This window comes from Cognatiluteimonas weifangensis (genome assembly GCF_003416885.1).
In the GTDB taxonomy this organism is placed as follows: domain Bacteria; phylum Pseudomonadota; class Gammaproteobacteria; order Xanthomonadales; family Xanthomonadaceae; genus Cognatiluteimonas; species Cognatiluteimonas weifangensis.
In genome coordinates, this window is the sequence record NZ_QVPD01000009.1 from 102,981 (window position 1) to 116,242 (window position 13,262).

Consider the following 13,262-nt stretch of genomic DNA (forward strand, 5'->3'; position numbering starts at 1 on the left):
GACGCATCGGCGTCGCGCCACGCCGGAACCGTTTCGTATCCCTTGCTTCGAGGTCGTCCTTCGATGAATGCATCCGTTCGTGCGCGCGTCGGCGCGCTGGCGCTGGTCGCCGTCGTTTCCGCCGCCACCACGGCCGTGGTGTTGCCTGTCGCCACCGCGCAGTCGCCGGCGCCGGCGCCGCAGATGGTGGTCGGGCTGCCGGATTTCACCCATCTGGTCGAGCAGGTCGGCCCGGGCGTGGTCAACATCGAGGCGACCCTCGGCAGCCGCGGCGCGCGGCTGCGCGGGCAACTGCCCGACGACGCCCAGATCCCGGAGATCTTCCGCCGCTTCTTCGGCCCCGGAATGCCGTTCCCGGGGATGCCGCAGGACCCGGCAGACGGGCCGCGCGGGGTGTCGCAGGGCACCGGCTTCCTCATTTCCGCCGACGGCTACGTGCTGACCAACCATCACGTGGTGGACGGCGCGGATGCGGTGAAGGTCAAGCTCTCCGACCGTCGCGAGTTCACCGCCCAGGTCGTCGGCAGCGACGAGCAGTCCGACGTCGCCCTGCTCAAGATCGACGCCGGCGGCCTGCCGGCGCTGCGCCTGGGCGATTCCAGCCAGCTCAAGCCGGGGCAGTGGGTGGTGGCGATCGGCTCGCCGTTCGGCCTCGACCACTCGGTCACCGCCGGCATCGTCAGCGCGGTCGGGCGTTCGGCCGGCGCCAGCCAGCAGTACGTGCCGTTCATCCAGACCGACGTGGCGATCAACCGCGGCAATTCCGGCGGGCCGCTGCTCAATACCCGCGGCGAGGTGGTCGGCATCAATTCGCAGATCTTCAGCAACTCCGGCGGCTACATGGGGGTGAGCTTCGCCATCCCGATCGACCTGGCGATGAACTCGGTCAAGCAGCTCAAGGCCACCGGCAAGGTGCAGCGCGGCATGATCGGGGTCGGGCTGCAGCCGATCACCGCCGACCTCGCCCAGGGCCTGGGCCTGCCGGACACCCGCGGCGCGCTGATCCGCGAGGTCTCGCCCGGTAGCGCCGGCGAGAAAGCCGGGCTGCGCGTGGGCGACGTGATCCGCAGCGTCGACGGCCGCGCGATCGGGCAGTCCAGCGAGTTGCCTCCGATCGTCGGCGCCAAGGCCCCGGGCACGCGGATCCGGCTCGGGGTGCTGCGCGACGGCGCGCAGCGCGAGATCGCGGTGGTGCTGGCGCCGCTGGACGAGACCCTGCTGCCGGGCAATGGCGGCCAGGGGCCGCGGGACCGGACGGCGCCGGTGCAGCCTTCGTCCAATCCGCTCGGCCTGATCGGCGAACCGCTGGACGCCGCCGACCGCAGGCAACTGGGGCTGCAACCTGGCGAGGGCGTCGGCATCGCCCGGGTCGAAGGTCTGGCCGCGCGCAGCGCCGGCGTCCGTGCGGGCGACGTGGTGCTCAAGGTCGGCCGCAGTGCGGTCGGCAGCCCGGCCGAGCTCGATCGCGCGCTGCGCGACGTCCGGCCCGGACAGACGGTGATGCTGCTGCTCAGCCGCAACGGCAACAGCCAGTTCGTCGCGGTGACGCCGCGGACCGACGACCGGCAGTAGCCGGCCACGGCTGGCGGCGGCCGGCCACAGGCCACGGGTGCGGCGTGGCGGCATCCCCGGAGTTGTGGCGTGTGCGCCGGCCCGGGTCGGCGCCGCCGCGGCGGCCGCGTCGGCCATGCGATAATGTCGCGTTCGGCCCCAACCCGCGTCGCATCGGTCCAGCCGGCGCCCGCGTCCGGGCCACGCGACCCGGCTGCCGGGCGTTCGACCCCACCCAGTGCGCGCCTTTGCGGCGTGCGCGTCTCCAGCCCGGACCGATGCGGAACATTCGCAATTTCTCCATCATCGCCCACGTCGACCACGGCAAGTCGACCCTGGCCGACCGCATCATCCAGCTGTGCGGCGGCCTGACCGCGCGCGAGATGGAATCGCAGGTGCTCGACAACAACCCGATCGAGCGCGAACGCGGCATCACCATCAAGGCGCAGTCGGTGTCGCTGCCGTACACCGCGAAGGACGGGCAGGTCTACCACCTCAACTTCATCGACACCCCCGGCCACGTCGACTTCAGCTACGAGGTCAGCCGCTCGCTGGCCGCCTGCGAGGGCGCGCTGCTGGTGGTGGACGCCGCCCAGGGCGTGGAGGCGCAGTCGGTCGCCAACTGCTACACCGCGGTCGAGCAGGGCCTGGAAGTGGTGCCGGTGCTGAACAAGATCGACCTGCCCACCGCCGACGTCGACAAGGTCAAGGCGGAAATCGAGGCGGTGATCGGCATCGACGCCACCGACGCGGTCGCGATCAGCGCCAAGACCGGCTTCAACGTCGAGGCCGTGCTCGAGGCCATCGTCGAGCGCATCCCGCCGCCGCAGCCGCGCGACACCGACAAGCTGCAGGCGCTGATCATCGACTCCTGGTTCGACAACTACCTGGGCGTGGTCTCGCTGGTGCGGGTGATGCAGGGCGAGATCCGCAAGGGCGACAAGCTGCTGGTGATGTCGACCGGCCGCGCGCACGAGGTCGACAACGTCGGCGTGTTCACCCCCAAGCGCAAGGTGCTCGACAAGCTCGGCGCCGGCGAGGTGGGCTGGGTCACCGCCAGCATCAAGGACGTGCACGGCGCGCCGGTGGGCGACACCCTGACCCAGGCGAACAACCCCGCGCCGCACCCGCTGCCCGGCTTCCAGGAAATGCAGCCGCGGGTGTTCGCAGGCCTGTTCCCGGTCGACGCCGAGGACTACCCGGACCTGCGCGAGGCGCTGGAGAAGCTGCGCCTCAACGACGCCGCGCTGCGCTTCGAGCCGGAAAGCTCGGAGGCGATGGGCTTCGGCTTCCGCTGCGGCTTCCTCGGCATGCTGCACATGGAAATCGTGCAGGAGCGGCTGGAGCGCGAGTACGACCTCAACCTGATCACCACCGCGCCGACCGTCATCTACGAGGTGCTGAAGACCGACGGCAGCATCCTGCCGCTGGACAACCCGGCCAAGCTGCCGCAGGCCAATCTGGTGGCCGAGATCCGCGAGCCGATCATCCGCGCCAACATCCTCACCCCGCCCGACTATGTCGGCAACGTCATCACCCTGTGCGAGGAGAAGCGCGGCCGCCAGATCGGCATCCAGTACCTGGGCAGCCAGGTGCAGGTCAGCTACGAGCTGCCGATGGCCGAAGTGGTGCTCGACTTCTTCGACCGCCTGAAGTCGGTGTCGCGCGGCTATGCGTCGCTGGACTACCACTTCGTGCGTTTCGAGGCCGGCCCGTTCGTGCGCGTGGACACGCTGATCAACGGCGACCGCGTCGACGCGCTGTCGCTGATCACCCACCGCAGCCACGCCGACCGCCGCGGCCGCGAGCTGACCGAGCGCATGCGCGAGCTGATCCCGCGACAGATGTTCGACGTCGCCATCCAGGCCGCGATCGGCTCGCAGATCATCGCCCGCACCACGGTCAAGGCGCTGCGCAAGAACGTGCTGGCCAAGTGCTACGGTGGCGACGCCACCCGCAAGAAGAAGCTGCTGGAGAAACAGAAGGAAGGCAAGAAGCGGATGAAGCAGGTCGGTCGGGTGGAGATCCCGCAGGAGGCCTTCCTCGCCGTGCTGCAGGTGGACAAGTAGCCGGGATCGGCGGTTCGGGCCGGGGCTGCGCAAACGCGGAGCCCGGACCGTAGCGAACCCTCGATCCCCAACCCGAATCCCGCTCCGAAGGAGCCTCAATGCGCTGGTTCGAAATCGCCCTCGTCGTCCTGACCCTGTCCAGCGGCATCATCTGGCTGCTCGACAGGCTGTTCCTGGCCCGGCGGCGCGCCGAGCGCGCGGGGCTGCTGGAGCCGAAGGAACCGGTCCTCGTCGATTACGCCAAAGCCTTCTTCCCGGTGCTGGCGGTGGTGCTGTGCCTGCGCAGCTTCGTCGCCGAGCCGTTCCGGATCCCGTCCAGCTCGATGATGCCGACGCTGCTGATCGGCGACTTCATCCTGGTCAACAAGTTCGCCTATGGCCTGCGCCTGCCGATCAACAACCGCAAGTTCCTCGACCTCGGCGAGCCGGCGCGCGGCGACGTGGTGGTGTTCCACCCGCCGCAGCACCCGGAGCAGGACTGGATCAAGCGCGTGGTCGGGCTGCCGGGCGACACCGTCGCCTATCGCGACGACACGGTGTACCTGAACGGGCAGCCGCTGCGTTACGACCCCCGCGGCCGCTACGTGGGCCGGGGCCGCGGCGCCGACGCCAGCGGCGCCAAGCTGCTGACCGAGCAACTCCCCGGGCGCCCGCATCCGGTGCTGGAACGCGACGACCTGCCGTACTTCATCCAGGGCGAGGGCGAATGGACGGTCCCGGCCGGGCACTATTTCGTCATGGGCGACAATCGCGATAATAGCGAGGACAGCCGCTTCTGGGGCTTCCTGCCCGAGGCGGACCTGCGCGGCAAGGCGTTCTTGATCTGGATGCACTGGGACGGCAGCGCGGGCGGGGTGGACTTCGACCGGATCGGCAGCAGGATTCCGTAGGCCGCGATTGCGTAGACTCGCCCGGGCCGGTCCAGCAGCGATGGCCGGCATGGACTCTTGACCAGAAGGGGAAGGCAATGAAGCGTACGCAAAGCGGCATGACCCTGATCGGGTTCGTGGTCGTCCTGGGCGTGGTGGGCCTGTTCGCCTACATCGGCATGAAGCTGGTGCCGATGTACTCGGAGTACTACGCGGTCCAGCAGGCGCTCAAGGGCCTGCAGGCCGAGCCGGGGATCGCCAACCGCGATCCGGCCAAGATCCAGGACCTGTTCTTCCGCCGGCTCTACATCAGCTACGCCGAGAACGTGAAGCCGGAGAACGTCAAGCTCCAGCGCGTCGACCGCGGCTGGTCGATGAGCGTCGACTACGAAGTGCGCAAGCCGATCATCGCCAACCTCGATGTGGTCGGCAAGTTCTCCGCGGCCGAGAACCTGACCAACCAGGGCCCGGATTGACCGCGCATCCCGCACATACCGGCACGGATCCGGCCGCCGCTCGCTTCGGTGGCCACGTGTTCGCCGACCCGGGCCTGCTGGCGCAGGCCCTGACCCACCGCAGCGCCGGCAGCCCGCACAACGAGCGGCTGGAGTTCCTCGGCGATGCGCTGCTCAACCTGATCGTCGCCGAGCAGCTCTACGCGCGCTGGCCGCGGGCCGACGAAGGCGCGATGACCCGCGCCCGCGCCGAACTGGTGCGCGAGTCGGCGCTGGCCGGCATCGCCCGCGAGCTCGATCTGGGGGCGCGCCTCACGCTCGGGCCCGGCGAGATGAAGTCCGGCGGCCATCGCCGCGATTCGATCCTCGCCGATGCGGTGGAGGCGGTGATCGCGGCGCTGTACCTGGACGGCGGTTTCGAGACCTGCCGGCAGGCGGTGCTGGCCTGGTTCGAGCCGCTGCTGGCGGCCCTGCCGCCGCTGCACCGGGTCGGCAAGGACGCCAAGACCCGACTGCAGGAATGGCTGCAGGCACGGCAATTGCCGCTGCCGGTGTACGCGCTGCTGGGCGAAAGCGGCGACGAGCACGACAAGACCTTCCGGGTCGGCTGCGCGCTGTCGGAGCCGGCGCTAGCCACCGAAGGCAGCGGCAGCTCGCGCCGTGCCGCCGAGCAGCGCGCCGCGGAAGCGGCGCTGGCCCGGATCGAACAGCCCGCCGGCTGAGTGCGGCGCCTACGAGCGCAGTCTGAAACGCGCGGATCGCACGCTGCGACGCCGGACGCCGGACGCCGGACGCCGGATGCCGCGTGGACGCAGGGCAGGGTTCATTGTCCCGGGTCGAGACAGCGCGCCTTGACGTGGGCGCAGTCGGTGCGCGGGCCGGGGATTGCGGACAGCACGCAGGACAGCGCGCGGCGGCGAGTCGGGCCCGGGATGGCCCGACCGAGCCGGGGAGCAATCCCCGGCCCGCGCCCCGACTCCGGCCGAAGCCGCGGCTTTTCTCGGCTGATCGCCCGGCGCACGACGGACCCCATTCGCGCCGCATCACCCGAGAGGGTGCTGCAACCCCCGCCGGGGCGACGGCACTGCGCCCCCGTACAATTGCCCGATGAGCAAACCGCCCTTCCGCGCCGGCCAGGTCGCCGTCCTCGGTCGTCCCAACGTCGGCAAGTCCACCCTGGTCAATGCGCTGGTGGGGGCCAAGGTCAGCATCGTCTCCAGCCGCCCGCAGACCACCCGCCACCGCCTGCTCGGCATCGCCAGCTTCCCGCACGGCCAGCTGCTGCTGGTCGACACCCCCGGCATCCACCGCGAGCAGGGCAAGGCTTCGTCTTCGGCCATGCACCGCTGGATGAACCGCGCCGCGCGCGGCGCGCTGGAGGGCGTCGACGCGGCGCTGCTGGTGATCGAGGCCGGGCGCTGGGACGACGAGGATGCGCTGGCCCACGATGCCTTGCGCGAAGCCGGCGTGCCGGTGGTGCTCGCGGTCAACCAGGTCGACCGGATCAAGGACAAGGCGGCGCTGCTGCCGTTCCTGGCGCAGGTGAGCGCTGGCCGCGATTTCGCCGCGGTGCACCCGGTCTCCGCGCTCAAGCGCAAGGGCCTGGAGGCGCTGGTCGACGACCTGCTGCGGCTGATGCCCGAACAGCCCGCGCTGTACGCCGAGGACGAGATCACCGACAGGAGCCAGCGCTTCCTCGCCGGCGAACTGGTGCGCGAGCAGCTGATGCGCCAGCTCGGCGCCGAGCTGCCGTATGCCACCACGGTCGAGATCGAGCAGTTCGTCGAGGAGCCCGGCAAGCACGGCCCGCTGCTGCGCATCGGCGCGGTGGTGTGGGTCGAGCGCGACGGGCAGAAGGCGATCGTGATCGGCAAGGGCGGCGCGCGCCTGCGCGAGATCGGCAGCCGCGCGCGCGAGCAGATGGAGCGCCTGTTCGGCTGCAAGGTGTTCCTGCAGACCTGGGTGCGGGTGCGCGAGGGCTGGTCCGACGACGAGGCCGCGCTGCGCACCCTCGGTTACCACGACTGAGCGACGAACGGGCCGGAGCCCGTTTTGCCGCCGGCCACGGCGCAAGGGTGCTAGCTTGGCGGAAAACGTACTCTGACCCCGGTTTTCTGGTTTTTCGATGCGCATCGCCGGCGAGCCCGCCTTCGTCCTGCACACCCGCCCGTGGCGCGAAAGCAGCCTGCTGGTCGAGGTGCTGGGCGCCAGCCACGGCCGCCTGGGACTGCTGGCGCGCGGGGTGCAGGGGCCGAAGCGGCACGTGCTGCGTGCGGCGCTGCAACCGCTGCAGTACCTGCGCATCGACGCGGTGCAGCGCGGCGAGCTGGCGCAACTGCGCGCGGCCGAGGCGCTGGACGCGGCGCCGCGGCTGGCCGGCGAAGCCACGCTCGCCGCTTTCTACGTCAACGAGCTGGTGCTGCGGCTGGCGCCGCGCGGCGACCCGCAACCGGACCTGTTCGTCGCCTATGCGCGCAGCCGGGCGCGGCTGGGCGCCGGCGCGCCGCTGGCCTGGACGCTGCGGCGCTTCGAGCGTGACCTGCTGCAGGCGCTGGGTTTCGGCTTCGATTGCGCGGTGGATGGCGACGGCCTCGCCATCGATCCGGCCGCGCGCTACCGGATCGATCCCGAGTACGGGCCGCGCCGCCTGCTGCGCGATCGCGGCCGCGACGACCGCAGCGATGCCGCCACCGGCCGCGCGCTGCTGGCGCTGGCCGCGGATGAGGACCTGGCCGCCAGCGCCCTCGATGCCGACGACCTCGCCGGCCTGCGCCGCGCGCTGCGCCCGGTGCTGACGTACCACCTGGGTGGCCGCGGCCTGAAATCCTGGGAACTGCTGGGCGAGCTCGGGCGCCTGGCGCCGCGCGCGTAGCGGCGCCGACACCGACACCGACACCGGGATCCGGGCGTGACGGCAGGTGCCCGGGGCCGGAAATGCCCGCATCTCGCCGACCCGGGCGGTCGCAAGCCACCGCTGCGCACCGGACTGCCGCGGCCGCCCGCGCCGTGCTCAGCGCGCTGCCGTCGCCGCGGCTGCCAGCAGATCGTCGGCCGCTTCCTCGAAACGCCGCCGCGCCGCGTCCGAGTGCGGTGCCGCTTGCAGCGCCTGCACCGCAGCGCCCAGCCGCGCCGCGCCGACGAAGCCGCAACTGGCGCGCAACCGGTGCAGCTCGCTGCCGGCCCGATCGACCGCGCCCGCCGCCAGCGCCGCCGCGACCGCCTGCCGCTGTCCCGGCAATTCGCCGAGGAACAGGCGCCGCAGCGCCGCGACATGCGCCGGCTCGCCTTTCAACGCCGCCAGCGCGGCGGCATCGTCCCAGTCCGGCAATTTCCCGCAGGGGGCGGGCGCGACTTCGTCGGCCGGGGCAGGCGCCAGCCCGAGCACGCGGCCGACCGCGCCCTGCAGCGCCCGCGCCGCGATCGGCTTCACCAGCACCTCCAGGAAACCGGCCGCGAGCAGGGCGTCCAGGTCGGCGCGCTGCGTGCTGGCGGTGTGCGCCAGCGCCGGCGTCCGCGGCGCGGCCGCGCGCAGGCTCGCGAGCAGCTCGGCGCCGCCGCCATCGGGCAGATGGGCGTCGATCAGCCACAGCGCGTGGTCCGGCATGACCTGCACACACTGCCGCGCCTGGCCGCAGCTGGCGGCCGCGTCGACCTGCGCCGGCAGCGCTTCCAGCGCCGCGCTCAGGAAGGCGCGGCTGACCGGGTCGTCCTCGACCAGCAGGATTCGCGGCCGCGTCGTCGGTTTCATTGCCTGCCCTCCGTGGTCGGTATGCTTGCGCGCATGACGCGCCCGATGGTAACGCTGCTGCTGTGCCTGACGTGCCTGTCCGCGGCCGCGCCGGCGATGGCGCGCACCCTGCAGGCGCGGATCGCGCGCGTGAGCACCGCGGTGGCCACGCTGCAGGATGTGCAGGTGCGGCTGGACTGGCCGGCACAGGCGACGCAGGGGGAGCTGTCCCTGCGCGCGGGCCGGGTCGAGGCACCGGACCTGGGCTACCGGTTCCGTGACCTGCGCTGGCATTGCCCGCTGCACCGCGACGCTGCCGGCGGCTGGCGTTGCGACGGCGTGCTGCGCAGCGGCGCGAACGGTGCGCCGTGGCGGCTGGCGGTCGACCTCGGCGCGGCCAGCACCGACGTGACGCTGGCGAGCGGGGATGCGACGCTGACCCTGCAGCGGTTGGCGGCGACGCCGGACGACACCACGCTGGAGCTCGCTCGCGTACCGCTGGCCTGGATGCAGGCGCTGCTGGCGCAGACATGGGCGGACGGCCAGCTGCAGACCGGCAGCGTCGACGGCCGGCTGCGCGTGCATGCGCCGGCGGAGGCGGCCTTGCAGGTCGCCGGTACGCTGGCGGTCGCCGACGCCGCCTTCGACAGCGCCGACGCCAGCATTGCCGGGCAGGGCCTGGGCGGCCGTTTCGCAGTCGACTGGCGCCAAGGCGCGCGGCAAAGCACGCTGCTGCTGGACGGCGACCTGCGCGGCGGCGAATTGCTCGCCGGCGACGCCTACATCGCCTTGCCCGCGACGCCGGTGGGCCTGCGCATCGAGGGCCGGCAGGCGGGCGCGGCGGGCTGGCAACTGCCGGCGATCGCCTGGCGCGATGGCGAGGTGCTCGTCGCCGACGCCAGCGCGGTGTTGACTCCCGATGCCGGCCTGCACGCGCTGGACCTGCGCCTGCGCAGCCGCGACCTCGCGCCGCTGCGCGAGCGCTACCTGTCCGGCTGGCTGGGCCTGTTCGGGCTGGCCGACCTGCAACTGCGCGGCGCGCTGGAGGCGCAATTGCGGGTCGCTGACGGTGACCTGCAGTCCGCCAGCGCCGAGCTGCACGACATCGACCTGATCGACGGCAGGGACCGTTTCCGTTTCGACGGCCTCGCCGGCCCGCTGCGGTTCTCCGCCGGAGCGCCGGTGGCGGGTGCGCTGCGCTGGCGCGGCGGCCAGCTGTACGGGCTGGATTTCGCCGCCGCCACGCTGCCGCTGGACAGCAGCGACGGCGAACTGCGCCTGCGCGAGGCGGTGACCCTGCCGGCCTTCGGCGGCAGCCTGCGCTTCGACGATCTGGTGCTGCGGCCGCCGGCGGGCGATGCGGGCCTGCGCCTGCGCTTCGGGCTCGCGCTGGACGGGCTCGACATCGGCGCCCTGGCGCAATCGCTGGGCTGGCCGGCGTTCCAGGGCGAGCTCAGCGGCCGCATCCCGAACGCGCGCTATGCCGACGAGCGCCTGCAATTCGACGGCGGCCTGACCGTGCAGTTGTTCGGCGGCCAGGTGCAGGTGACGCAGCTGTCGCTGGAGCGGCCGTTCGGGGTCGCGCCTTCGCTCAGCGCCGATCTCGCCCTGGACGACATCGACCTGATGGCGCTGACCGGCGTGTTCGACTTCGGCAGCATCGGCGGCAAGCTCGACGGCCGCATCGCCGACCTGCGCCTGGTCGACTGGACCGCGACCGCGTTCGACGCGCAGCTGCATACCGACGCCGCCGCGGCGCGTCGCGCCGGCGTCCGCCAGCGCATCAGCCAGCGCGCGGTGCAGAACATCTCCAGCGTCGGTGACAGTTCCTTCGTCAGCAGCCTGCAGGGGCAGCTGATCGGGCTGTTCGACGACTTCGGCTATCGCCGCATCGGCATTGCCTGTCGCCTGGCCAACGAGGTCTGCGAGATGGGCGGCCTGCATTCAGCCGGGGCCGGCTTTACTATCGTCGAAGGCGCCGGGCTGCCGCGGCTGACGGTGGTCGGCTTCAATCGCCAAGTCGATTGGCCGACCCTGCTGGAGCGGCTGGCCGCCGCCGGCAAGGGCGACGTCAAGCCGGTCGTGCAATGATCCCCGCGCCACACACCACAAGGCCGTACAGGAGAGACGCAGGATGAGACGCTGGATGGGAATGCCGCTCGCGGCGCTGGTACTGACCGCGTGCGTGACGATCAACGTCTACTTTCCGGCCGCCGAGGCCCGGGAAGCGGCCAAGCAGTTCGTGGAGAAGGTGATCGGCGAGGAGACGCCGCCGGCGCCCGCGCCCCAGGACGACGACGGCGGCAACGACGGCGGCGGCATGGCGAGCGCCGCGCCCGCGTTCCGTTTCGATCCGCTGCTGCTGCTCGGCATCGCCCCGGCCCACGCCCAGGGCACGCCGGACATCACCATCAAGACGCCGGCGATCCAGGCGATCCAGGCGCGCATGGCGACGCGTTTCGACGCCAGCCTGCGTGCGGGCTTCGATTCGGGCGCGCTCGGCTTCACCAGCGACGGCCTGGTGGTGGTGCGCGACGCCGGCAAACTGGGGCTCAAGGACCGCGTCGCGGTCAACCAGGCGGTCGCCGACGACAACCGCGACCGCAAGGCGGTGTACCGCGAGGTCGCCGTCGCCAACGGCCACCCGGAATGGGAAGCGCAGATCCGCAGCGTGTTCGCCAAGCAGTGGATCACCAGCGCCCGCAGCGGCTGGTGGTACCAGGACGCCGGCGGCGCCTGGAAGCAGAAGTAGTTACACCGGTCCGCTGCCCGCAATGGCCCGCTCCGGCGGGCCGTTGCCGTTTCCGGGTCGGACGCCAACGCTGGCGCGGTGCCTTGCCGGTACTGCGCAGCCGGGCTTCGACGGCGGCGTGGGGCGGGCGCGCGCATACGCCCGGGCGTCGCCGGCCGATGCTGCGGCGGGTGCGCCGCACGCGGGTGGACACCCGGACCGATCCGGCCCCGGCGCCTCTGCGACAATACCCGGCCCCGCCGCAACGCCGTGACCCCGTTGGCCCGCATCGACCAGACGCCGTTCGAGCTCGACATCCTCGACCTGAGCCACGACGGCCGCGGCGTCGCCCGCCGCCCCGAAGGGCAGGCCGGTGCCGGCAAGGCCGTGTTCGTGACCGGCGCCTTGCCCGGCGAGCGCGTGCTGGCGCAGCAGACCGCGCGCCAGCGCAGCTTCGACGAAGCCCGGACGCTGCAGGTGCTGCGTGCCTCGCCGCACCGGGTGCCGCCGCGCTGCCCGCACTTCGGCGTGTGCGGCGGCTGCGCGCTGCAGCATCTGGATGAAGCGCAGCAGATCCACGCCAAGCAGCGCGTGCTGCTGGAAAACCTGGAGCGCATCGGCCACGTCGCGCCCGCGGCGGTGCTGCCGCCGCTGACCGACGCTGCCTGGGGCTACCGGCGCAAGGGCCGGTTCTCGGTGCGGCGGGTGGAGAAGAAGGACAAAACCCTGGTCGGCTTCCGCGAGCAGGATCCGCGTTTCGTCGCCGACTTGTCGGTCTGCCACACGGTGATCCCGCAGCTCGGTTTCAAGGTCGATGCGCTGGCGGCGCTGGTCGACGGCCTGCAGGCGCGACGCGAGATCCCGCAGATCGAGTTCATCGCCGGCGACGCCACGCCGCAGTTCGGCGGGGTCGCGCTGGTGTTCCGTCATCTGCAGCCGCTGCCGGAAGCCGACCACGCGGCGCTGGAAGCTTTCGGACGGGAGCACGGCTTTGCGATCTTCCTGCAACCCGGCGGCATCGACTCGGTGCGTGCGCTATGGCCCGAAGAGCCGCAGCTGGCGTTCCGCCTGCCGCAGTGGGACGTGGAACTGCAGTTCCGTCCGCTGGACTTCATCCAGGTCAACGCCGGCCTCAACCAGAAGATGATCGCGCGCGCGCTGGAACTGCTGGACGCGCAGCGCGACGAGCGCGTGCTCGACCTGTTCTGCGGCCTCGGCAACTTCACCCTGCCGCTGGCGCGCGGAACGCGGGAGGTGGTGGGCGTGGAGGGCGACGCCGGGCTGGTGCAGCGCGCGCGCGACAATGCCCGCCACAACGGCATCGTCAATGCGGACTTCCATGCCGCCGACCTCGCCCAGGACCTGCGCGGGCATCCCTGGATGCGCGCGGGCTTCGACCGCCTGTTGCTGGATCCGCCGCGTTCCGGCGCCGACGCGGTGCTCAAGCAACTGCCGCTGAAGGGGCTGCAGCGGATCGTGTACGTCAGCTGCCATCCGGCCTCGCTCGCGCGCGATGCCGGTTACCTTGTCAACGAACGCGGCTGGACGCTGCGTTCGGCGGGTGTGATGGACATGTTCCCGCACACCGCGCACGTGGAGTCGATCGCGCTGTTCGAACCGCGATAGCCTGCCAGTTCGGGCCGGTCTCGCGCATGAAGAAGCATGCGTGTAGTTCGATCTCTGGGACTCCTTGCGGGAAAGCCGATGGCCCGGTGTGCGGGACATGCCGGGAGTACTTCCTTCAAGTGCGGAAACCTTTGCGGGGGGAAGCCAGTGGCCCGGCCTGTGCGGGACACGCCGTGAATACGTCCCTGTAGGCTCCTCGGCGGCATCCATGCCGCCGACGGTCCCGCACAGGCC

Annotated in this window: 11 protein-coding genes; 10 read left to right on the plus strand and 1 reads right to left on the minus strand. The window is 71.8% G+C overall.

The features are described from left to right. The first annotated feature begins 63 nt into the window (after window positions 1-63). From D0Y53_RS09570 to recO, 7 genes are all read left to right on the plus strand, one after another. Window positions 64-1,572, plus strand: coding sequence for a Do family serine endopeptidase (locus D0Y53_RS09570; protein WP_117202990.1), 1,509 nt, complete (start codon window positions 64-66; stop codon window positions 1,570-1,572). Window positions 1,573-1,829: 257 nt separating this feature from the next. Beyond that, the gene (lepA, locus tag D0Y53_RS09575; protein WP_117202991.1) at window positions 1,830-3,620 is read left to right on the plus strand and encodes a translation elongation factor 4; all 1,791 of its coding nucleotides are present in this window, start codon (window positions 1,830-1,832) and stop codon (window positions 3,618-3,620) included. Window positions 3,621-3,718: 98 nt separating this feature from the next. Next, window positions 3,719-4,510, plus strand: a complete 792-nt coding sequence (gene lepB, locus D0Y53_RS09580; protein ID WP_117202992.1) for a signal peptidase I — start codon at window positions 3,719-3,721, stop codon at window positions 4,508-4,510. Between the two features lie 77 nt (window positions 4,511-4,587). Beyond that, window positions 4,588-4,965, plus strand: a complete 378-nt coding sequence (locus D0Y53_RS09585) for a DUF4845 domain-containing protein (RefSeq protein WP_117202993.1) — start codon at window positions 4,588-4,590, stop codon at window positions 4,963-4,965. Next, on the plus strand, window positions 4,962-5,666 hold the full coding sequence (gene rnc, locus D0Y53_RS09590) for a ribonuclease III (RefSeq protein WP_117202994.1): 705 nt from the start codon (window positions 4,962-4,964) through the stop codon (window positions 5,664-5,666). Before D0Y53_RS09585 ends, rnc begins: the two co-directional genes overlap by 4 nt. Window positions 5,667-6,051: 385 nt before the next feature. Next, the gene (era, locus tag D0Y53_RS09595; RefSeq protein WP_117202995.1) at window positions 6,052-6,972 is read left to right on the plus strand and encodes a GTPase Era; all 921 of its coding nucleotides are present in this window, start codon (window positions 6,052-6,054) and stop codon (window positions 6,970-6,972) included. A 97-nt stretch (window positions 6,973-7,069) separates the two neighbouring features. Further along, window positions 7,070-7,816 carry a DNA repair protein RecO gene (recO, locus tag D0Y53_RS09600; RefSeq protein WP_117202996.1) on the plus strand — a complete coding sequence of 249 codons (747 nt, stop codon included), beginning with the start codon at window positions 7,070-7,072 and terminating at the stop codon, window positions 7,814-7,816. Between the two features lie 138 nt (window positions 7,817-7,954). Here the strand turns inward: recO and D0Y53_RS09605 are convergent, their stop codons facing one another. Then, window positions 7,955-8,692, minus strand: coding sequence for a response regulator (locus D0Y53_RS09605; protein WP_117202997.1), 738 nt, complete (start codon window positions 8,690-8,692; stop codon window positions 7,955-7,957). 33 nt (window positions 8,693-8,725) lie between these two features. Between D0Y53_RS09605 and D0Y53_RS09610 the strand changes: the two genes are divergently transcribed. From D0Y53_RS09610 to rlmD, 3 genes are all read left to right on the plus strand, one after another. Then, on the plus strand, window positions 8,726-10,762 hold the full coding sequence (locus tag D0Y53_RS09610; protein ID WP_147319050.1) for a translocation/assembly module TamB domain-containing protein: 2,037 nt from the start codon (window positions 8,726-8,728) through the stop codon (window positions 10,760-10,762). A gap of 55 nt (window positions 10,763-10,817) precedes the next feature. After that, window positions 10,818-11,423 carry a YdbL family probable chaperone protein gene (locus tag D0Y53_RS09615; protein WP_233511735.1) on the plus strand — a complete coding sequence of 202 codons (606 nt, stop codon included), beginning with the start codon at window positions 10,818-10,820 and terminating at the stop codon, window positions 11,421-11,423. Between the two features lie 249 nt (window positions 11,424-11,672). Then, window positions 11,673-13,028, plus strand: a complete 1,356-nt coding sequence (gene rlmD / locus D0Y53_RS09620; protein ID WP_233511736.1) for a 23S rRNA (uracil(1939)-C(5))-methyltransferase RlmD — start codon at window positions 11,673-11,675, stop codon at window positions 13,026-13,028. Window positions 13,029-13,262: the final 234 nt, after the last annotated feature.

Excerpts from the sequence above, each read along its gene's own strand:
- era (WP_117202995.1), top strand. The coding sequence starts at position 6,052 with ATGAGCAAACCGCCCTTCCGCGCCGGCCAGGTCGCCGTCCTCGGTCGT.
- recO (WP_117202996.1), top strand. The coding sequence starts at position 7,070 with ATGCGCATCGCCGGCGAGCCCGCCTTCGTCCTGCACACCCGCCCGTGG.
- D0Y53_RS09610 (WP_147319050.1), top strand. The coding sequence starts at position 8,726 with ATGACGCGCCCGATGGTAACGCTGCTGCTGTGCCTGACGTGCCTGTCC.
- lepB (WP_117202992.1), top strand. The coding sequence starts at position 3,719 with ATGCGCTGGTTCGAAATCGCCCTCGTCGTCCTGACCCTGTCCAGCGGC.
- lepA (WP_117202991.1), top strand. The coding sequence starts at position 1,830 with ATGCGGAACATTCGCAATTTCTCCATCATCGCCCACGTCGACCACGGC.
- D0Y53_RS09570 (WP_117202990.1), top strand. The coding sequence starts at position 64 with ATGAATGCATCCGTTCGTGCGCGCGTCGGCGCGCTGGCGCTGGTCGCC.
- D0Y53_RS09615 (WP_233511735.1), top strand. The coding sequence starts at position 10,818 with ATGGGAATGCCGCTCGCGGCGCTGGTACTGACCGCGTGCGTGACGATC.
- D0Y53_RS09585 (WP_117202993.1), top strand. The coding sequence starts at position 4,588 with ATGAAGCGTACGCAAAGCGGCATGACCCTGATCGGGTTCGTGGTCGTC.
- D0Y53_RS09605 (WP_117202997.1), bottom strand. The coding sequence starts at position 8,692 with ATGAAACCGACGACGCGGCCGCGAATCCTGCTGGTCGAGGACGACCCG.